A 20,439-nucleotide genomic window follows, 5' to 3' on the forward strand; every position below is an offset into this window, starting at 1 on the left:
GCCGCCGCTGGGCTGACTTGGCCCGCATACCGGAACAGAGGCCGTTTACCGTCCGCTCCCTCGGGTAGGGCGATATTGATCAAACCGGCTGACCTGTGTGGTCAGCGGTGTCGGTAAACGGGAATGAACTCCGGAGGCAATCGAGGAGGACGCCGTGAAGGTCGGATACAAGCTGTCGGCAGAGGGATTCGGTCCTGCGGAATTGATCCGGCAGGCAGTACGCGCTGAGGCGGCGGGTTTCGATTTCGTCGAGATCAGCGATCATTTCCATCCCTGGCTCGACGAGCAGGGGCACTCGCCCTTCGCGTGGACGGTGCTCGGGGCAATCGCGGCGCGCACCGATCGGATCGGTTTGGCTACCGGGGTGACGTGTCCGACGGTGCGGTACCACCCGGCGATAGTCGCTCAGGCCGCGGCCACTCTGGCGTTGGTGTCGGACGGCCGCTTTACCTTGGGAGTGGGATCGGGTGAGCGGCTCAACGAGCATGTCGTCGGTGCGGGATTCGCGGGTTCGGTCGGTGTGCGTCACGAGATGCTGCGTGAGGCGCTCGAGATCATCAGGCTGTTGTGGCGGGGCGGTTATCGCTCGTATGGAGGCAAATATCTCCAGCTTTCCGACGCGCGGATCTTCGACTTGCCGCAGCGGCTGCCGGTGATCGCGGTCGCCGCGGGCGGCCCCGCTGCGGCCCGAGTAGCCGCCGAGTTGGGTGACGGCCTGTTCGCGACCGCGCCCGACGCGGAGGTCGTCGAGCGATACCGAGCCGAGGGGGGCGTTGGCCCGCGTTATGCCGAGGTTCCGGTGGCCTGGGCGAGCGATGAGGCTACCGCCGCGCGCGCTGCCTGGGCGACTTCACGGTGGGCGCTGACCGGCTGGAAGGTAATGAGCGAATTACCCAACCCGGTGAATTTCGCCGCGGCCAGTGCCATGATCGGTGAAGAGGATGTCCGCGGGCAGTTCACCTGCGGTAACGATCCCGAGCGATATATCGCCGCTGCACGGGAATATACCGATGCGGGTTTCGATCATCTGGTGCTGCAGAACGCCGGGCCGGATCCAGACGGTTTCATCGACTTCTACGAGAGTGAACTCGTAGGCCGATTCGGAGCCCTGACATCGGCATAACGATCGGTATCGCCAGCCGATCCCTCGCTGGACCGATCCGAATAGGGGGTCAGTGGCCCTGCCGGTCCGCAATCGGCGGACCCCGCCGGTTCATCCGCCGACGCTCCACCATGAGCCAGGCCACTCCGGCGATACCGCAAACGACGCAGACCACACCGGCGATCACCGCCCAGCCCGCGAAACCGTATCCCGCTGCGGTGAGCGTGATCGCGAGCGCCACCACGGCCAGGCCGCACAGCACGATGCCGGGGACGTTGTAGGTGTCCTCGAGCCCTTCGCCGGCGTGGCGCCGGCGCAGTGACCGGCGTCCGGTGGTGCGGCGTGACGTCTGCTGGTCGGTTCGAAAGGTCTCCGGTTCGGTCATGATGTGCCTCCCACAGGTGGTGTCGGGCGCGGACCCTGGCGAATTGATTCGCTATTGGTCGTCTGCCCCGAATCATGACCCGTAAACGCCCGCGCGATTGTGGGCCCGGATGTACGTGTGGGGGCTGTTGGCGCCGACCCTGTCAGCCTCGGTGCACAAGTAGTGTTGCGGGATTGTTGGTCCTGGCTATCGCCGACCGTTGTGGTGATCCGACATCGCAGTGCGGATCGCGGCGGCGAAGGCATCCGGCGCCTCGATGTGTAGTAGGTGGCCCGCATCGGAAATCACCTCGGTGTGGATCGACGGCACGGCAACGGTGATCCGCTGATGCACCTCATGGAAGAAGGCGTCGCTGTTCGCGCCGATCAGGAAGGTGATGGGAACCTCGATGTCGCTGATCCTGCGGATCGGGAAGTGCTCGAACATCGCGCCGAACGGGTGTGGGTCGAGTTCGGCCAAGATGTTGCTCGCGTGGGCACGGATCATGTTCTGTTCGTGCTCGGGCAACGCCTGGAACGACTCATCGCCAGCGACGAAGCGAAAGAAGATCTCGGCGCTCTTTTCGGGCCTCCCGCGTAACTGGGCCCATTTGGCCCTTCCGATCATGCGCAGCGAACCGGCCGTCGGATGCCGCAGACCGTGCAGCGGCGGCTCCACCACAATCAGTCGCTGCACCAAATCGGGACGGTCGGCGGTCAGCGCCAGTGCGACATTGGCGCCCGAGCTCCAGCCGACAACGGTGGCCGGTCTCGCGGCCACCCGCTCGAGCATGAATATCGCATCGGCCACGTGGTGGCGGTAGTCGCGCACCGGCGAGTGCGTCGACGCGCCGTAGCCGCGGCGATCGTAGGCGATAACGCGGTGCCCGTCCGCCGCCAGGTCATCGATCGTCCGACCCCAGATCGCGGCCGGTACGCCGGACCCATGGATCAGCAGCAACGGTTCTCCGGAACCGCGCACTTCGTAGGAAAGGTCCACCCCTTCATGGGTGAGCAGCATATGCGCCGAGTCCTTTCCGGTCATTTGGCTCGAGGTGACAGTGGTCTGCGCGACCTCGAATGTCGTGGCAGCGTATTCGGGTTTCCGATCTCCCTATTGCCTTGGCTGGGAAGCGCTTTCGTGGTGATATGCCAGCACCGAGGCATCGCGGGAGGTCTGCACTCAGGTGACCAGGTCCGGGAAGAGCTGCCTTGAAGAAATGGATGACACATTGCTCGAGATATTCGGCGACCTCGATGAGGCGCTGTACGCCGACGGTATTTCGCCTGACGTATTCCCTGCGCGCTGAGGGGGATTCTGCTCGAGTTCCGAGGCTGGCTGAGATAAATCTCGGATGCCGTGGAGCCCGGCAGCTGCGAAAGCCATAGACAGCCGCGACGCTCGACCCGGCCCAGTAGCGTTCAGGGTGAACGAAGGAGATCGAACATGGCTGGTGGGCGCAACGGATTCCTGCTGCTCAGTGGTGCGGCGTCGGTCGGGGCGGGTGCGTTGCACCTGTTCGCCGCGGGACTGCATACCGAGCACGCCACCCTCGCCCGGCTGATGGTCGTGCTCGCGGCAGCACAGTGCGCGGCCGGGCTGCTGGCGTCGGTGAGCACGCGAAAGGCCATGCCGATCACGGTGATCGGGGTGAATCTCGTCGCGGTGGCGACCTGGGGGTACACCCGGTTCGCGGGGCTGCCGTGGCCTGACGGCCTCGGCACAGCGGAGGCTCCGCAGTTCCTCGACGGCACATGCGCGGCGTTGGGGTTGCTCGCGATCGCCGGTGCGAGCGTCTCCCTGGCGCGCCCAGGGGCGACACTGCCCACAGCACCGACCGCGACTGCCGCCGGTCTGGCCGGAGCCCTCGCCGTCGCGGCCATGCTCGGCGGCGCCGGACATGTGCACAGCCACGACGGCGACCACACCCATGCCGCTGGCGGTGACCACACCGACCACGGAACCGGCACCGCATGGCCGCGGCCGTGGGATCCGGCGAACTCGATCGACCTGTCCGCCGTGCCCGGCGTTACCGCCGCGCAGGAGCAGCGCGCGGCCGCCCTGATTCGCAGCACCCTCGACCAGCTGCCCGCGTTCGCCGACGTCAGTTCCATCGGCGCACTGGGCTTTCGCTCCATCGGTGACTCGGCCACCGGTTACGAGCACTACGTCAACACCGGCTACATCCGCGACGACCGATTCCTCGACGCCACCCACCCGGAGTCGCTGGTCTACCAGGTCGACGGCGCCGATCGGACCCTGGTCTCGGCGATGTACATCGTCAATGGCAAGAAGATCGACGACCCCGAGCTGGTGGACTACGGCGGGTCTTTGATGCAGTGGCACGTCCACGACAACCTGTGCTGGAAGACCGGCTCCAATGGTCCCCAGGTTGCCGGTGCCACCGACGCCCAGGGCAACTGCCCGCCCAACTCGATCAACCCCGGCGCGGGCAATCCGATGGTCCATGTCTGGATCGCCGCCAATCAGTGCGGACCGTTCGCGGCCCTGGAAGGCCATGGTGCGGGGCAGGCGGCCACCTTGGACGCCCGTCGCACCGACACCTGCTCCCACGATCACGTCGGCGGGCACCCCTGAGCTCCGCACCAGGAGTCCACCCGGCTATGGCTCATTTGTAGCCTTTCCCAATGGTGCGTCGGTTTGCGGCCCGCAGCGTGCTGCCCGTGTTTACAATCCGGCGGAAATATCTGTGGAGGCTTCGGCGAGACCGCAAGTCGGGTGTGCGGAGGTAGCATGTCGGTCCCGAAATCCAGGGGCGTGACACGAGGTCTGGTCGGCCGTGTCGAGGAGATGCGAACGTTGACCGAGTCGCTCGCGGCGGTGCGTTCGGGCGGAACGGCGGCGGTATCGGTGACCGGTGAACCCGGGATCGGCAAGACCCGGCTGATCCAGGAAGTGTGTGCCGAGGCAGCATCGATGGGCTTCGGGGTCCTGCACGGTCGCGGGTCCGAACTGGAACGCGAGATTCCCTACGCCGCCGTGGTCGATGCGCTGGATCGAATGCTGGGTTCGCTGCGTCGGTCCGAGTTGCGGATGCTATCCGACGAGGGACGATCCGAACTGGGCAGGCTGCTGCCGTCGCTGGGCGACTGGGCAGGTCCGCTGGCGGCGCCCTTGCAGGTGGAGCGGCACGGCTGCCACCGAGCCGTGCGGTTGGCGTTGGATCTGCTTGCCGTCCGGCGGCCACTGTTACTGGTTCTGGACGATGTTCATTGGGCCGACCATGCTTCGATCGAGGTGATCGCGTATCTGCTGCGGAACACGGTGCCTCGGATGATGGTGTTGCTGGCCCACCGCCCGCGCCGGACACCGACGATATTCGCGACGGCGCTGGCACGCGCTACCTCCGACGGCACTCTCACGACGATCGGGCTCGGGCCACTATCGCATGCGCAGGTGGCGGAGCTGTTGCACGATCACGTGGCCGGGCCTGAGCTCGACGAACTGCATCGTGAGTGTGGGGGCAATCCGTTCTATCTGCAGGAGCTCGCCCGGGTTTCCTATCGGGGTGGGCAGGGACTTGCGCTCATGCGCACCGCCGCCAGCGACCGGGCCGGGATCCCCGCCACCGTTCTTGCGGCGCTCGAGCACGAGGTGCGCGCGTTGTCGCCCGCGGCGCAGAGCCTGCTCCGTTCGGCCGCCGTCGCCGGGGACCCCTTCGATCTCGACTTGGCCGCCGAGATCGCCGAACTCGAGGCGACCGAGGTGCATTCGGCCGTGGATGAATTGATTCGCGAGGACCTCGTCCGTGATTCCGATGCCCCGGGCCGACTGGTCTTCCGTCATCCGATTGTCCGCTACGCAATCTACGACGGCGCCGGGTACAGCTGGCGCAGGCTGGCGCATGGGCGGGCTGCCGCGGCGCAGGCCACCCGGCGTGCGGGACTGTCGGTGCGGGCGCACCATCTGGAACAGTGCGCCGACGTCGGCGACGTGGAGGCGGCCACCCTGCTTGCCGAGGCAGGAAGGGCGGCGGCGGCGCGTGCTCCGGTGGCCGCCGCGCGGTGGTTCGAGGCGGCCCTGCGACTGCTTCCCGACGACGACCCGAGTGAGCGACGGGTATCGCTGTCGCTCGATCTCGCCGAGGCGCTGACCACGACCGGCCGGCTCGGCGACGGCAATGCGGCGCTGCGTCGCGCGCTTGACCTGCTGCCCGCCGCCGCCGCGCGGGACCGCCGCCGGATCACGGCCATGATCGTCCGGATCGAGCAGGGCCTCGGCAACGCGTCGGAAGCCAGACGCTTGTTGTCCGCGGCGCTGGCACAGCCCTGCCCGGACGGTGCGGAATGGGCCGAACTGCAACTATTGCTTGCCAAGAACCACATGATGATGCGGGATTGGGCCGAGGCAGCGCGGACGGCGGCAGATGTCCGCGCGATAGCGCGACGCGACAACGACCGGCGGTTGTCTCTCGTCGCCACCGCAACCAGTGCATACCTGGGCCAGATGCCTGCGAACTCGCTTGCCTGCGCACTCGCCGACCTCGACGAAGCCGCCCCCGCTCTCGATGCGCTCAGCGACGACGACGTTGCGCCCGGGCTGTTGGACGCGTTGACCAAGGTGGTCCACGCGGAAGTGTGCTTCGAACGCTGGGACGCCGTGGTCGAGCACGCCGATCGAGGGATTCGACTGAGCCGCGCCACCGGTCACGGCGGGCAGTTGGTGGAGATCATGCACTTGCGGGTGGTCGCGCTCATTGTGCTCGGTCGACTGGACGACGCCCTGTGCGCGATCGATTCCGCCACCGAGACGGCGCTGTTGCTCGGCAACGAGCCCATGTTGGCGCTGAGTGAAGCCGATCGCTGCTGGGTGCTCGGGCTGCTCGGCCGAACCGAGGCCGCGCTTGCCGCGGGTGCGCGCGGCGTGGCCGTGTGTGAGCACACCCCGCACGCCCCCAGTGCGTGGTTCGCTCGAATGCTCTACGGCTCCGTGCTCATCGATGCTGGTCAGTACCGACGTGGCCGCCACGAGATCATCTCGGCCGGTGGCGGTGTCGAGCTCAGCGGGATCTTCCCGGTCACCCGACCCCGCTACCACCGGTACCTCGTCGACGCGGAGTTGGCCCTGGGGCGCATCGACGCGGCAGAGGATTCGACCCGCCGGATCGAGAAGATCGCGCGGACGGTGCCGATGCTGCACACCCGCGTCGGCGATGCGCACTATGCCCGTGCACGAGTGTTGCTCGCCCGCGAGGAGGTGCAGGCGGCAATGCGCAGCGCCGAACACGCCGTGGCCGAATACGAGTCGAGCCGCTCTCACCTCGAGGTGGCTCAGGCCCGTCTCGTGCTCGGCGAGGCGCTCCTGGACGCCGATGTTGCCGCGGCCAGGCGCGAATTCGATTCCGCCTATACGGTATTCGATTCCTGTGGGGCAGCTCGCCTGGCCGACCGTGCGCGGCTGGCCTTGCAGCAAGTGGGTCGGAGCCGACCGGGAACATGGCGTCGGTCGCATGCCGCTGTCGGCGCGCTCGGCGATCTCACCGAACGCCAGGCCGACATCGTCAACAGGGTCGTGCTCGGCAAGACGAACCGACTGATCGCCGCGGAGCTGCGCCTGAGCGAGAAAACCGTCGAGGCCCACCTCGCCCGTTTGTTCGCCAAGACCGGCGTCTCGTCGCGGGCGGAGCTAGCCGCCCTCGCCATGAGCAGGACCAATACCAAGAGGTGACATGTCGGTGACACCACCGGAGGACGACGCCCACAAACTGGTCGGGCGGATCAGGGAGATGCATACCCTGAGCGAGGCCCTCGCCGCGACCGAGCGTGGCGAAAGTGTGATGGTCATGGTGACCGGTGAGCCGGGCATCGGCAAAACCCGCCTGCTCGAGGAGGTATGCGCACAGGCGGTGCGGCTGGGATTCGAGGTCGGCCGCGGTCGCGGGACCGAACTGGAACGGGAGATCCCGCACGGCGCGCTGATCGAGGCGTTGAACCAGACGCTTCGTCTCGTGCGACACGAGGATCTCGATGCGTTCGGCGCCGATGTACGGTCCGAGCTCGGCATGCTGTTGCCCACCCTCGCGGATGGGGCGGCGCCGTTGACGACGCGACTCGAGGTCGAACGGTATCGGCTGCATCGGGCGGTGTGCATGGCACTGGACCGGGTGGCAGCTCGACGGCCGTTGCTGGTCGCAATCGACGACGTCCACTGGGCGGACCACGCGTCGATCGAGTTGATCGCGCATCTCATCCGACACCGGGGCCCGCGGGTGATGCTGGTCATGACCCAGCGCCCGCACCAGACGCCCGCCGCCCAGGCGGTGGTGCTGGCTCGGGCGACACGGGACGGTGCGCTGATCTCGCTCGAACTGGGGCCACTGACCCGGCGGGAGGCCGCCGACCTGCTAAGTGACCGTCCCGATATGGCCGATCTGTACCGCGAATGCGGCGGCAATCCGTTCTACCTGCAGGAGCTTGCGCGTGCATCGGTTCGGTTCGAGGCACCCGCTGCGCAGCAGACGGCCCCTCCCGGGTCGGCCGACGTTCCGGCGGCCGTCCGGGCGGCGCTGGAGCAGGAGCTGCGGGCGCTGTCCTCGACCTCCCGACAGTTGTTGCAGGCCGGGGTCATCGCCGGAGAGCCGTTCGAGCTGAAGCTCGCGGCGGAGATCGCCGAGCTCGACGAAGCGATGGCATGGCCTGCGGTGGACGAGTCGGTCGAGTCGGGCCTGGTCCGCGACTCGGGGATCCCGGGGCACCTGGTTTTTCGCCACCCGATCGTTCGTCGCGCCATCTACGACCAGGCCGGACCACAATGGCAGCGTTCGGCGCATCGGCGAGCGGCCGTGGCGCTGGCGCGGCGCGGCGCGGCCCTCGGGGTGCGCGCGCATCACGTGGCACAGTGTGCCGACATCGGGGACGAACCGGCGATCGCTCTGCTCATCGCCGCAGGCACGGAGGCCGCACCCCGTGCCCCGATGGCCGCCGCGCAGTGGTTCCGCGCCGCGCTGGCATTGCTTCCCGGCGGCGTCGCGGACGAACGGCGACCGTCGCTGTCGCTGGCTCTCGCGGAAGCGTTGGCTGCCACGGGTCGACTCGGCGAGAGCGGCACGGTACTACGGCAGGCGCTGGATCTGCTTCCGTCCGATGCCGTTGCGGCCCGCGGCCGGTTCACGGCATTGATCGCGCGGATCGAACAGGAACTCGGCAATGCCGTGGAAGCCCGGCGACTCCTCACCGCGGCCCTGGCGAATGCCGCTCCCGGCACCGTGGAGACAGCGGCGCTGCAACTCGTGCTCGCCAAAAACCAGGTGATGATGCGGGACTGGGGCGAGGCTGCGCGCACGGCGACCGATGTCCGAGTCGTGGCGCGTCGGAACAACGACCGGCGGCTGTACCTTATCGCGACCGCCACCAGCGCGTACCTGGGACAGATGCAGTGTGGTGCCCCGCTCGTCGAGGCGTTGGCCGACCTCGACGAAGCCGCCGCCGCGCTCGACGCGCTCACCGACAGCGAAGTCGCACCCACGTTGCTGGATGGGCTGACCAATGTGGTCTACGCAGAGGTCTGCTTCGAGCGATGGGATTCGGCGATCGTGCACGGAGACCGCGGAATCCGACTGTGCCGCAGCATCGGTCACGGAACTCACCTGGCTGAGATCATGCACCTGCAGTCGGCAGCGCTGATGTTGCGCGGCCGACTCGGCGAAGCGCTACGCACGATCGACGCCGCCGTCGAGACGGCGCTGCTGTTGGACAACGATCCGCTGGTGGCCTTGACCGGCGCGACCCGTTGCTGGGTGCTCGGCCTGCTCGGCCGCACCAACGACGCACTGGCCGCAGGAATGCACAGCATCGAACTGGGCGGCCGTACACCGCAGGCCATCTACGCCTGGCACGCTCGATTGATCTACGGTTCGACGCTTGTCGACGCGGGGCAGTGGCGGCGTGGTCGCCGGGAGATCGTCACGGCCGGTGGCGACGCTGCGCTGAGCGGGGTCTATCCCAGCATCCTTCCGCACTTCTACCGATTTCTGGTCGATGCCGAGCTGGCCCTCGGACTTCTCGACGCCGCCGAGGAAACCACTTCTCGCATCGAGGCCATCGCCGACAAGACCCCGGTGCTGCACATGCGCATCGGCGACGCTCACTATGCGCGCAGTGGAGTCCTGCTGGCTCGGGACGAGGTATCCGCCGCGCTACGCAGCGCGCAGTGCGCCGTCACCGAGTACGAAACGAGTGGAACCAGGGTGGACGCGGCCCGTGCGCGTCTGCTGGCAGGTAAGGCGCTGGTCGGCGCGGGCGAGATGACCGCGGCAAGGCGCGAGTTCGACGCCGCGCTCGCCACCTTCGAGCTCTGCGGCGCGGCCGGTCTGGCCGAACGTGCGCGCCGGGCGATGCGGAAAATGGACCGAGGCGCGACGGGGCGATCGAGTCGGTCGCATGCTGCTGTCGGCGAACTCGGTGATCTGACCGCGCGGCAGACCGAGATCGTCCGCCGGGTGGTGTCGGGGCACACGAATCGTCGGATATCCGAGGAACTGTTCCTGAGCGAGAAGTCGGTCGAAGCCCATCTCACCCGCCTGTTTGCCAAGCTCGGCGTCTCGTCTCGCGCCGAACTCGCCGCCGTCGCCGCCGGTCTCCGGCATCGGCCACGACTCGACCGGTAACCGATTTGAGGGGTTTCCCTACTACCTCCGCTGTCCGACGGTATCCGAAACTTGTTGTGGCAGTGACGTCGAACGTCTGACCGACGAGATCTCGGCGAGCTGCGGAAGCTGAGACCGGAGGACGTGCGCTGTGAAACCCATCCATCCCGACCTCTGGTACACGGCGTCGCGGCCGGACCGCCGATGAGCGCGGCATTGTCAGGTCCTGTCGTCGTATGGAGCACCCAGATGGAGCCGATCGAGACCACTGCCGACGACCGGACGGCGAACCGTCTCACCACGGAGACGTTGTCGTCGCTGCGGAACTGGGTGGGGGCCGTGTGTGAGGCGGAGCTGCGTCGCCTGGAGTCCCGTGCGCCCAGGCTCGACGTCGACGCGCGCGCCGAGGTGGCCCGCGCCATCCAGCGGGTGGTCGATGGCCTCCTCGGCGACCTCGGATCGCGGGTGGCCCGCGATGCCGGACTCGTCGACGCGCTTCGGACCTTCTTCGTATTCGACCGCCCAGGAGGCAAACCTTGACCAGAGTGGGTGTGGTAGTGCCACCGGCCAATCCGGCGGTGGAGCCGGAGTTCGCGCGCCTCCTCGACGCGCGTGCGGATCTGCACGTCACCCGGTTTCCGGTACGGCCGGGCCGCCCGCTGGCGGAGCGTTTGGACGCCTACAACGACACGTTGCCCGACATGATCCGTTCGTTCGGCGATCTGTCGCTCGACGCTCTGGTCATCGCGTGCAGCGGCTCGCGTTATCTGCTCGGCCCGGCCGAGGATCGTCGCCAGTGCGCCGAGCTGAGCGCAGAGTTCGGCCTGCCGGTCGCCTCCGCCACCGAAGCCATCAGGTGCGCGCTGGCACACCTCGGCGTCGCCGAAGTCACCTTGGTCTCGCCCTACCAGCCGTGGCTGACCGCATGCGCCGAGCGGTTCTGGGCGGCGGCGGGCGTCCGAATCGCCCAAGTGGTCGCGGTGCGGGCCGGGACGCGTTTCGCTCCCTACGAGGTGACAACGGACCAGCTTGTTGCGCAGCTCGAGCAGGCCGCGCCGCCGCCACGGGACACGGCGCTGCTGCTGACCGGCACCGGCATGCGCACGCTGCGCGCGATCGACGTGCTGACCTCGCGTGCTGAGCGGATCGTGCTGACCGCCAATCTGTGCAGCGTCTGGTGGGCGCTGACCAGCGCAGGCCTGCCCGCCTCCTGGGGACGCACCGCGCCCCAGACGCCGTCCGAGTCGGTCGCTACATGAGCCCCGAGGTGATTATCGCGGGTGCCGGACCGGTCGGTTTGGTTGCGGCCCTCACCCTGGCCAGGGCCGGCGTGTCGGTGTCGGTGCTGGAACGAGAGCCACGGCCCGCGACGCGGTCGCGCGCGGCCACCTTTCACCCGGCCACGCTCGAACTGCTCGACGAGCTCGGGGTGGCCGCGGCCCTGGTGGCGCGCGGTGTCGTCGTGAACCGCCTGCAGTGGCGCGACCTGTCCGGAGCGGTACTTGCCGAGATGACGATGGCCACCTTGAGTGAGCTGACCCGGTATCCCTTTCGGCTGCACGTGGAGCAATCGGAGCTCGTCGCGCTGCTGCTCGCCGCCCTCGAAGCGCATCCGGAGGTCGATGTCCGCTTCGGCACCGCGGTGCAAACGGTCACCGACACAGGCGCATCCGTGCGTGTCCGCGCCGCGGGCGGCTGGTGTCGGGCCAGGTACCTCATCGCTGCGGATGGCGCGCACAGTACCGTCCGGGCCTCGCTCGCTGCGCCATTGCCACTGTCCGTCTACCCGACGCATGCGTTGCGGATCTTCACCCGCGCACCGCTGGACGAACTGCTTCCGGGCTTGGCTTCGGTGACCTACGTGCGTGACCCAATTCAGTCGTGCAGCTTGTTGCGGTTGCCCGACCACTGGCGGCTCATTCTCCGGCTCGCCCCCGACGAGCCCGTGCCGCGGTGCGTGGCCGGTCTGGAACTGAGCACCTTGGACATCTTCGATGTGCACCGCTACAGCTTGGCGAGTGGCGTACTCGACGCTTTCCGCCACGGCCGGGTGTTGTTCGCGGGCGACGCCGCCCACGTCACCTCCACCGCAGGCGGTCTCAATATGAACGCCGGTATCCACGATGCGGTCGATCTCGGCCGGACACTCGCCGGCGTGCTGGCGGGACAGGCCGCACCGGACGCGCTGGCGGAGTGGTCGCGGCGCCGCCGCGCGGTCCTGGTCGATCATGTCGTCCCGGCCAGTGAGGCCAGGGTCGCCGGCGTTCAGGACGGCGACAGCGCGCGGCTCAACGTCGCTGTCGCCGCGCTCACAGCTATCGCCGCCGATCGCGAGGCCACCAGGAACTACCTCGTGAACGCCGCCATGCTCGACACAGCCCCATTACCGGTAAGGGAGATCTGACATGCGAATTCGGTTCCAGAAACATGCCGTCGAGGGGCGTTCGCAGCTACTCGACAAGCTCTACGCAGACCATCTGGCAAAGGTCTCCGATCCCACCACCGAGGTCGAGATCCATACCCTGCCGCCGCTGCTCTACTCGACCGAGCTACCCGAGGACTTGGTCGGGTTCGGGACGATCGGGCTGCTTTTCGCCGACTATTTCGCGCGCACCGCCGTCGCCGCCGAACGCGACGGCTGTGCCGCTTGGATCAGCGGTGCCGGCCAGGACCCGGGGCTGGTCGCGGCACGGGTGCGCGCCACCATTCCCGTCGTCGGGTACGGCGATGCCACTTGGCAGACCGCCAGGCAGGAGCGTCATCGGCTCGGCCTGATCGGCTTCATTCCACATCTGGTCGAGCCGATTACCGACAACATCGCCGCCGCGGGCGCCGCGTTGGCCTCTTATCAGTTGATCGATGACGGCGCGACCGTCATCTCCCGTGCGCTGGCCGGCGACTTCGAACCGTTCGTACGGGCCTACACCGTCGCCGCCGAGCGGGCGGCGACGGCAGGCGCTCAGTGGTTGGTGCCCGCAGAAGGCATACCCAACGAGCTCCTCGTCCACCTGGAGATCCAGGAGCTGTGCGGATTGCCGGTCATCGACCCCGGCGGATTGGCGATCAAGACCGCCGAGCACCTGGTAGGACTCCGCGCTCTCGGGATCACGGCCAAGGCCACGACCGGATACTGGCATCGGCGGCCATCCCCGGACCTCTTGGCGCACATCGAGCAGATCTTGGAGTTCAGGGCATGAGCTTCCCCTCCGACCGCCCGCGGCGACTGCGCCGCACCGCCGCGCTACGAGCGTTGGTAGCCGAGCATCGGCTGCACCCATCGGACCTCGTTCAGCCCATGTTCGTGCGCGAGGGCATCGACGAGCCGAGACCGATCCCAGCGATGCCCGGCCAGGTCCAGCACACGCGCGAGAGTCTGCGCAAGGCGGCTGCGGCGGCCGCGCAGGCAGGCGTCGGCGGCATCATGATCTTCGGTGTGCCCGAGCACAGGCACCCGGACGGACGTGGCGCGTGGGATGAGCGCGGCATCGCGCAGCTCGCGATCCGCGACGTCGCGGCCGAGGTGGGCGACACGACCGTGGTGATCAGTGATGTCAATCTCGACGAATACACCGATCACGGCCAGGTCGGGCTCATCGGCAATGACGGTGACGTGGATAACGACGCCACGCTCGACGCCTACGCCCGAGTCGCGCTGGCGCAGGCCTGCGCCGGAGCCCATCTGGTGGCGCCGAGTGGAATGATGGACGGTCAGGTCGCCGCCATCCGTGCCGGACTCGACGCCGCCGGACACGAGCGCGTCGCCATCCTCGCGTATGCCGCTAAATACGACTCCGCCTTCTACGGTCCTTTCCGCGCGGCTGTCGAATCCTCGTTCACCGGAGCCAGATCCACTCATCAACAGGACCCCGCCAACCTCCGGGAGGCGATGCGCGAGGTACTGCTCGACGTCGAGGAGGGCGCCGACCTGGTCATGGTCAAACCCGCAGGCCTCTATCTCGACGTGGTGCGCCGAGTGGCCGACGCCGTGAACGTGCCGGTTGCCGCCTACCAGGTGTCGGGGGAGTACGCCGCGATCGAGGCGGCAGCGCAGCAGGGGATGTTGCAGCGCGAGAGGGCCATCGAGGAGAGCCTCATCGCGATCCGCCGGGCCGGAGCACGGATCATCCTCACCTACTGGGCCACCGAGTTCGCTCAGCGACTGCGTGCTTAGTCGACGACCCACGTTCACACCCGCAGACAGTCTTCGCAGATGTGATTGGCGGGCACGATCGTCGGACGAATCCGGAAGGCGACACCCATGTCCGCTGTTGCTCGCGCGGATTTCGCAGGTCGCCCGGTTGTGATCGTCTGGCAGCAATGATTGGCAGAAGAGGGTTATCGGATGGACTCGCAGCAACATTCGCCCGGCACGGGGCTCGGCCATGCTGACAGGCAGGCACGCAGCCCGCGGTTGGCCGTCGCGGGGATGCGTGCCGACCGGGCCGCCGTGATGTCGCCGGTGCGGATGGAGAACGAGCTGCCGGATCTTCGGGTGCTGTGGGCGAGGTGGGCGGTGCTGTCGGCGGCGTTCGTCGCGGTCGGCTCGGAACGTGGGCCGCGAATGCTGCCGTCACTGGGATGGTTCGAAAGTTCCCGGGGTGCGGGTTCGACGTTGTATCTGCTGCCGGGCGGGCGGGCGGTGCTGTCGGGCGGCGTGTGGAATCCACCTGAGCTCGATGCGGTGAATAACGAGGGCGCCGAGATGCCGAATTTCTATGCGGGAGCGCCGGATTGGGTGGCCGATTCGGTGCTGAACCCACGGGCCGCGGCCGGGCTGCTGTCGTTTTGCTACTGGTGGGACGATGGTCGGTGGTGTCGGGGGGAGTCACCGGCTGCGGAACAGTCCAGTTCGGCGGTACCGGGGGTGTGGACCGCCGGCAGCGTCGTCGACATCATGCCGAGCATGCTCGCCACTCTGCCGGATCAGCGGTTGCGTGAGGCGGCCGATGCGCTGGTATCGGCCGCGCAGGTGGGTGTTGTCAGTCGGGACACGGTGACCGATGTATTCGACGACGAGGAACTCTTCGATATCGATGCCGCCTTCAACCAGTTCTCGATTGCGGGTTTGGTGGAGCGGCCGCAGCCCGAGATGTCGGCACTCGAGGCCATCGATCGTGTCCGCGCGTACGTGACCGATCGCGGGTTGGATACGACCGGCTATCCGCTGTCGCGGCTGACCGCTGATCGGATCGATGCGGGGTGGATGGTGTTCGTGCCGGTGCCGCGTGGTGAGATCGCGATCGACCGTGCGATCTTCTTTGTCGCCGACGACGGCGTGCTCGAACATTCGTCGTCGTCGATCGCGCCGTCGGAGTATATGACGGGTTTCCGGCAACGCTACCGCCAGCGGGCAGGGGTGGACGGGGGTGTCGAGTGACCGAGTCGGGAGGTGACGACCCCATCGAGTCGGCCGATCGGATTGTGCAGGCTGGGCGAGTCGGCGCCGCAGGGGGCAAGGTAGCTGCGGGCATCGACGGCAGCCAGGCTCTGTTGACCACCGCGCGATCGCACTGAACAGCACCAGGGCAGGCGCCTGCCCCGGTGCGACCGTGACTGTGCCTCGCTTGCTGGGTCTTACTTGTCGGCTGCCGCGTACACCAGTTCGAGGACTCCGGACGGGAAGGCCGTGCTTTTCACCAAGCGCAGGTTTACGGGCTGATCCAGCTCGGGGAACAGCGGCGCGCCCTTGCCCGTGGCGGCGGGCAGCACCCACAGCCGGTACTCGTCGACGACGCCGAGCTTGATCAGCGAGTGCATGAACTCGGTGCCGCCGGCGGCGACGAGGGCCTTGCCGGGCTCGGCCTTGAGCTTGGCGATTTCCTCGGCGGTGTCACCGCTGGCGATCCGGGTCTCGGGCCAGTCGTCGGCGGATTCCAGGGTGCGGGAGAACACGACCTTAGGGATCTCGTTCATGGCCTTGGCGGACGGATGGTCGGAGGCGGGCCAGTATCCGGCCATGATCTCGTAGGTGTTGCGGCCCATGAGGAAGGCCCCAGCCTCCCACAGTTGGTTGACGAAGTATTCCTCCTGCTCGGCGTCATCGATTGCCATCATGACGTCCCGGATTCCGTTGTCGCCGTCCGCGCTTTTGCCGTCGAGCGAGACGTAAAATCCCAGAATCAATTTCCGCATGCCACTGCCTCCATGTGCTGTCGATGTATCCAGCAATATCGACGACGGATCCACCCGAAATTCATCGGTGCAGTCAAGATTGTGTACACGCTCGTGCGAACGCCGTGAAATCGGCATGAGCGTGCGTTCGGCGGGCTGAGCCCGCCTGTCCTGAACTCCCAGAGCTTGCTGTCAACCGGGGCGAAGTCGGTATCGATGACCAGTGGACCGGCAAGAAGATGCTGGTCGGCACTGCGCCCATGTACGTGGAACCCCATCGGGGGCACGAACCTGCGACGCGCCCCGCCGCGGCCAGGTGCGGCCGGCTCTCCGGCGGAGCCACCACCCGATCGAATGATGCGTGACCATCCGAAGCGTGGGCGTGGGCGTGGGCCGGACCGTGTGCGTCACACGGTCGCAAGTTTGCCGCATTTCGGCTTCTTCGGCCCGCCGCCAACGGTGATGCGCTCAGGTACAACTCAGTTGCCGGTGGGAATGGTGGCGACGTCATCGGCGGGGACTTCGTATCCGAGATCGTCGATGAACGCAACGTGGACCGGCCGCTCCGTGCGTCGGGCTTTGCGAATCATTGTGGGGCCTTGAGCCCGGGAAAGGTGTTGGTCGCCCCATTGCTGGAGAGCGCCGATGAGGACGTGCAGTTCGCGGCCGGCGGGGGTCAGGTGGTAGGACGGGCGTCGTCGTTGACCTGGTTCCTGGTAGGACTCCTTGGTCATGACGCCGTACTCCACCAGCGTTGCGAGGCGGTCGGCGAGGCGATCCGGGGGCAGGCCGAGGTTGCGTTCGAAGTCCGCGAATCGGGTCGTCCCCAGGAGGGCCTCGCGGAGTATAAGGATGGTCCACCGTTCGCCCAGTACCGTCATGCTTCGGGCGACCGAGCACTGCCAGTCGTCGACGTTCTTCATTGCCACCTGATGAACTCTACTTGTCTGGCTTGGCAAATGCTAGTCAGGCGAAGTCGCTTACCGATCGCGTCGAGGTGAGGTCTGGACATCCTGTGGTGGCGGGGTCCGGGCGGCGTTTTCGTAGTCAGGCGGCCGCCCCGCCGATAAGGGATATGGCCGCGGCCGATATGGCGGCGAGGCCTGCGACGGTGATGCCGAATCCGATGGCCGTGGCCTCCAGGCCGACGTGGGTGGCGATCAGTCCGGCGATGACCGCTGGGGCGGCCAAGGCGAGGTACGCGGCGGTGAAGATGGCGGAGACCAACGCTCCCCGTCGGCTGGGGCCAGTTCGATGAGTGTCCTGTGGTCGGACTGAAGTGCCTGGCGTATCGGTCGTAGTGAGTGGTGGGCGTGCTCGAGGCGGCTAGGAAAGAACGCCAGAAGCGTGGCACTGAGCCAGAATCCGCGTGGTATGGCACTTGGTGGATTCACGAGTGGGCCGCGGTGAGGATGGCGTGCACGGTGCTGATGGCGCTGGCGCCTTCTCCGACGGCTGCAGCCACTCGTTTCATGGATCCGGCGCGAACGTCGCCGGCAGCGAGAACCCCGGGTGTGCTGGTCTCGAAGGGCATCGGTTTGCGTTTCGCCTCCGCCCAATCGGGTCCCAGGGCGGACTCGGGTATTCGGGAGTCGGTGAGGATGAACCCGTGGTCGTCGAGGGTGATGGCGGTGAGCCAATCGGTGGCCGGTGTGGCGCCGATGAAGCAGAACAGGCCGCACACGTCATGATCGGTGTGGGCGACGGCGCCGCGGGGTGTGGTGGTGGCGGTGGTGATGCTGCGCAGTTGGTGGTCTCCGTTGACGGCGGTGACTTCGGTGCGGGTGTGCACGGTGATGGAGGGGTGGGCGACGATCCGGTCAGCGAGGTAGGCCGACATCCCGCTGGTTAGTGAGTCGCCGCGCACGATGAGGTGCACCGTGCCGCCTCGTTCGGCCAGGAAGAGTGCGGCCTGTCCGGCGGAGTTGGCGCCGCCGATCACCGCCATGGAGGTGTTGCCGCACACGCGGGCTTCCAATTCGGTGGCGGCATAGTAGATTCCGGCGCCCTCGAAGTCATTCCATCGGGCCAGCGGCAGGGCGCGGTAGCGGGCGCCGGTGGCGATGAGGACGGTGTGGGTGTCGATGGCCGTGGCGTCGTCGAGCAGCACGCGCAGATGTCCTGGTGTGGTGTCCAGATGGACGGCTTGGGCCGGGGTGGCCAGGCGGGCCCCGAACTTCTGCGCTTGGATGACCGCGCGCCCGGTGAGGTCGCTGCCGCTGAGCCCGGAGGGGAACCCGAGGTAGTTCTCGATGCGGGAACTGGTGGCGGCTTGCCCACCGGTGGCTACGGCGTCCAAGAGCAGGGTGCGCAGTCCTTCGGAAGCACCGTAGACGGCGGCCGCGAGGCCCGCGGGTCCGCCGCCGATGACGACGACGTCGAGGGTTTCACCGATGATCGGGCGATGGGACAGGCCCAGCACGTCGGCCAATCGGGAGGGGGTGGCTTGGCGGATGATCGCCGTCGAGGTCAGTATCGCAGGCAGATCCTCGGTTCCGATGTCTGCCGCCTTGGCCAGGACCGAGCCGACGTCGGATGCGTAGTCAGTCCAGGTGTGGGGCAATTGTTGACGGTGGAGGTAGGTACGCAGTGCCATCGACGCGGACGATGCCGGGCCGGCGAGCACTTCGATGCTGCGGGCGGCTTGTCCGTCGCGCAGATTCTGTCGCCGGGCGACGAGCGCGCGCAGGATCAGGTCGGACAGGTCGGCTTCGGTGTCCATCAGCCGACGGAAGTCCGCGGGGCTGATCCGATAGATGGTGGCGGCCTCGGCGGCGCGGGCATCGAGGTAGGTGGCTTGCCCGGTCAGTAGGTTCATCTCGCCGCTGAATTGTCTTGCGCCGTAGTGTGCGACCACGGCTTCGGGGCTGTCGGCGGTGCGGGCGCGGATGATGTCGACGGTGCCGCTCTCGACGAGCAGCATGTCGCAGGACTGTTGGCCGGCGCGGAAGAGCCAGGTGCCGGGTCCGGCTGTTTGGGTGGTGCCGTAGCTGCGGAACCGGTCCCATTGGGCGTCGGTGAACGTGGGCTGCGCCGGGCTGGCGGTGCCTGCCGTGGTGGGCATGTCGGGCTCTTTCGTGGTCGGGGCGACTGCCGACCCGCCCGGCGTTGTGCGTCCGCCGGGCGAGTGGGCAGGGCGGTCAGTGTCGGGCGAGCCAGGACAGGGTGAAGTCGGCGACCTCGCGCCACTTGGAGTCGAAGACCAGGGAATGTCCGCGGTCGGCGAACACGTGGTAGTCGGTGACGGCGCGTGAGTCGGCGTAGAGCTGGTAGGCCTGTCGAGTGACGGCTTCGGGGACCTGGTGGTCCTTGCCGCCGCCGGTGATCAGCAGCGGGCCGCGGTCGCTGCTTGCGGTGTCCACAGCGGCCGGGGAGTTCGGGTCCTTCTTGGCGGAGGTGGCTTCGAACAGTGGTTTTCCGGGTCCGGGGATGGACCAGCGTCGGTAGAGTTCGCGGGCTTCGTCTTTGGAGACGGCGTTGGCGAAGCTGTAGCGGAACTGGCGCTCGGTCAGGGTGACTGCGTTGTCCCGGTTGGACTTCTTGCGCAGGACGGGCAGCGCGGCCCGTATTTGGCTCAGCGGAACCTTGGTCACCCCTTTGGGCGGGCCGGGGTCGATGGCTACGGCGTGACTGGCGTGCCCGCTCGCGAGTAGCTGCTGGGCGATCAGTCCGCCGAAGGAGTGGCCGATGATGATCGGATGCTGCGGTAGGTCGGCCACGATCTTGGTGTAGTGCTCGGCGATGTCGGCCAGGCCGTGACCGGCGACGGCTGATCGGTTGCGGCGGGTAGCTTCGACGTCGGCGGCGTCACCGGGCCAGCCTGGGGCGAGCGGCGTGTAGCCGGCCGTACGGTAGAGCTGGATCCACGGTTCCCACGCGGCGGAGTGCACCCACAGGCCGTGGATGAAGACGACGGGTTGAGCAGTCATGATGTGCTTCCTTCGGTTGCGAGGGGAACTACGGATTGAGGCGGCTCTGCCAGTCCCGTCGCACGCGTCCAGCGGGGCCGGGCGTGGGTTGATCGACGGGATGATGGTGGGGCCCAATTAACCGCGGACCGGCGTGCGCTCTGTCGGTGCGGTAGTCGTAGAACCAGACCTCGCCCGGCTCGAAGCTGGCGATGGTCGGGCGGCCGCTGTCGTGGGCGTGGTGGAGGAATCGACCAAAGCTGAGTTCGTTGAATCACCCATGCCGTTCAGTCGCCCATCTGTATTCGACTCTTGAAGTGACAGGCTCGGAGTAGGTGATCTGTAAACC

The 20,439-nt window shown here is 67.4% G+C and carries 18 protein-coding genes; 11 read left to right on the forward strand and 7 right to left on the reverse strand.

Annotated features, from left to right (window positions below; all coding sequences use genetic code 11):
• Positions 1-154: 154 nt before the first annotated feature.
• On the forward strand, positions 155-1,123 hold the full coding sequence (locus ACLMAJ_RS19320; protein WP_412015131.1) for a TIGR03557 family F420-dependent LLM class oxidoreductase: 969 nt from the start codon (positions 155-157) through the stop codon (positions 1,121-1,123).
• A 49-nt stretch (positions 1,124-1,172) separates the two neighbouring features.
• Here the strand turns inward: ACLMAJ_RS19320 and ACLMAJ_RS19325 are convergent, their stop codons facing one another.
• Together ACLMAJ_RS19325 and ACLMAJ_RS19330 are read right to left on the reverse strand one after the other, a co-directional pair.
• The gene (locus ACLMAJ_RS19325; protein ID WP_412015132.1) at positions 1,173-1,487 is read right to left on the reverse strand and encodes a hypothetical protein; all 315 of its coding nucleotides are present in this window, start codon (positions 1,485-1,487) and stop codon (positions 1,173-1,175) included.
• Positions 1,488-1,673: 186 nt separating this feature from the next.
• Entirely contained in the window at positions 1,674-2,510 is an 837-nt protein-coding gene (locus ACLMAJ_RS19330) for an alpha/beta fold hydrolase (RefSeq protein ID WP_412015134.1), read from the reverse strand.
• A 402-nt stretch (positions 2,511-2,912) separates the two neighbouring features.
• Between ACLMAJ_RS19330 and ACLMAJ_RS19335 the strand changes: the two genes are divergently transcribed.
• The 10 genes from ACLMAJ_RS19335 to ACLMAJ_RS19380 all read left to right on the forward strand — a co-directional run bounded on the left by ACLMAJ_RS19335 (position 2,913) and on the right by ACLMAJ_RS19380 (position 15,585).
• Positions 2,913-4,064, forward strand: a complete 1,152-nt coding sequence (locus ACLMAJ_RS19335; protein WP_412015135.1) for a hypothetical protein — start codon at positions 2,913-2,915, stop codon at positions 4,062-4,064.
• A gap of 156 nt (positions 4,065-4,220) precedes the next feature.
• A complete protein-coding gene (locus ACLMAJ_RS19340) occupies positions 4,221-7,154 on the forward strand; it encodes an AAA family ATPase (protein ID WP_412015136.1) in 2,934 nt (977 codons plus the stop codon).
• 1 nt (position 7,155) lies between these two features.
• Entirely contained in the window at positions 7,156-10,092 is a 2,937-nt protein-coding gene (locus ACLMAJ_RS19345; RefSeq protein ID WP_412015137.1) for a helix-turn-helix transcriptional regulator, read from the forward strand.
• Positions 10,093-10,320: 228 nt separating this feature from the next.
• The gene (locus ACLMAJ_RS19350) at positions 10,321-10,611 is read left to right on the forward strand and encodes a hypothetical protein (protein WP_412015138.1); all 291 of its coding nucleotides are present in this window, start codon (positions 10,321-10,323) and stop codon (positions 10,609-10,611) included.
• A gap of 5 nt (positions 10,612-10,616) precedes the next feature.
• A complete protein-coding gene (locus ACLMAJ_RS19355) occupies positions 10,617-11,330 on the forward strand; it encodes a maleate cis-trans isomerase family protein (RefSeq protein WP_412015397.1) in 714 nt (237 codons plus the stop codon).
• Entirely contained in the window at positions 11,327-12,475 is a 1,149-nt protein-coding gene (locus tag ACLMAJ_RS19360) for an FAD-dependent oxidoreductase (RefSeq protein ID WP_412015139.1), read from the forward strand. The genes ACLMAJ_RS19355 and ACLMAJ_RS19360 overlap by 4 nt, the downstream gene beginning before the upstream one ends.
• Before the next feature lies 1 nt (position 12,476).
• Positions 12,477-13,268: an aspartate/glutamate racemase family protein gene (locus ACLMAJ_RS19365; protein ID WP_412015140.1), complete on the forward strand. Its 792-nt coding sequence runs from the start codon at positions 12,477-12,479 to the stop codon at positions 13,266-13,268.
• A complete protein-coding gene (hemB, locus tag ACLMAJ_RS19370; RefSeq protein ID WP_412015141.1) occupies positions 13,265-14,242 on the forward strand; it encodes a porphobilinogen synthase in 978 nt (325 codons plus the stop codon). The genes ACLMAJ_RS19365 and hemB overlap by 4 nt, the downstream gene beginning before the upstream one ends.
• 171 nt (positions 14,243-14,413) lie before the next feature.
• On the forward strand, positions 14,414-15,448 hold the full coding sequence (locus ACLMAJ_RS19375) for a hypothetical protein (protein WP_412015142.1): 1,035 nt from the start codon (positions 14,414-14,416) through the stop codon (positions 15,446-15,448).
• Positions 15,445-15,585 (forward strand): hypothetical protein, encoded by a 141-nt coding sequence (locus ACLMAJ_RS19380; protein ID WP_412015143.1) that lies wholly within the window; start codon positions 15,445-15,447, stop codon positions 15,583-15,585. The genes ACLMAJ_RS19375 and ACLMAJ_RS19380 overlap by 4 nt, the downstream gene beginning before the upstream one ends.
• Positions 15,586-15,645: 60 nt before the next feature.
• Here ACLMAJ_RS19380 and ACLMAJ_RS19385 read toward each other — a convergent pair whose 3' ends face one another.
• The 5 genes from ACLMAJ_RS19385 to ACLMAJ_RS19405 all read right to left on the reverse strand — a co-directional run bounded on the left by ACLMAJ_RS19385 (position 15,646) and on the right by ACLMAJ_RS19405 (position 20,111).
• A complete protein-coding gene (locus ACLMAJ_RS19385; protein WP_412015144.1) occupies positions 15,646-16,203 on the reverse strand; it encodes a dihydrofolate reductase family protein in 558 nt (185 codons plus the stop codon).
• A gap of 458 nt (positions 16,204-16,661) precedes the next feature.
• Positions 16,662-17,105 (reverse strand): winged helix-turn-helix transcriptional regulator, encoded by a 444-nt coding sequence (locus ACLMAJ_RS19390; protein ID WP_412015398.1) that lies wholly within the window; start codon positions 17,103-17,105, stop codon positions 16,662-16,664.
• A gap of 124 nt (positions 17,106-17,229) precedes the next feature.
• A complete protein-coding gene (locus tag ACLMAJ_RS19395; RefSeq protein WP_412015145.1) occupies positions 17,230-17,409 on the reverse strand; it encodes a hypothetical protein in 180 nt (59 codons plus the stop codon).
• 163 nt (positions 17,410-17,572) lie between these two features.
• Positions 17,573-19,246, reverse strand: a complete 1,674-nt coding sequence (locus tag ACLMAJ_RS19400; protein ID WP_412015146.1) for an FAD-dependent oxidoreductase — start codon at positions 19,244-19,246, stop codon at positions 17,573-17,575.
• A gap of 76 nt (positions 19,247-19,322) precedes the next feature.
• Positions 19,323-20,111 carry an alpha/beta hydrolase gene (locus tag ACLMAJ_RS19405; RefSeq protein ID WP_412015147.1) on the reverse strand — a complete coding sequence of 263 codons (789 nt, stop codon included), beginning with the start codon at positions 20,109-20,111 and terminating at the stop codon, positions 19,323-19,325.
• Between the last annotated feature and the right edge of the window lie 328 nt (positions 20,112-20,439).

It is taken from the genome of Nocardia arseniciresistens, assembly GCF_046764875.1.
In the GTDB taxonomy this organism is placed as follows: Bacteria; Actinomycetota; Actinomycetes; order Mycobacteriales; family Mycobacteriaceae; genus Nocardia; species Nocardia arseniciresistens.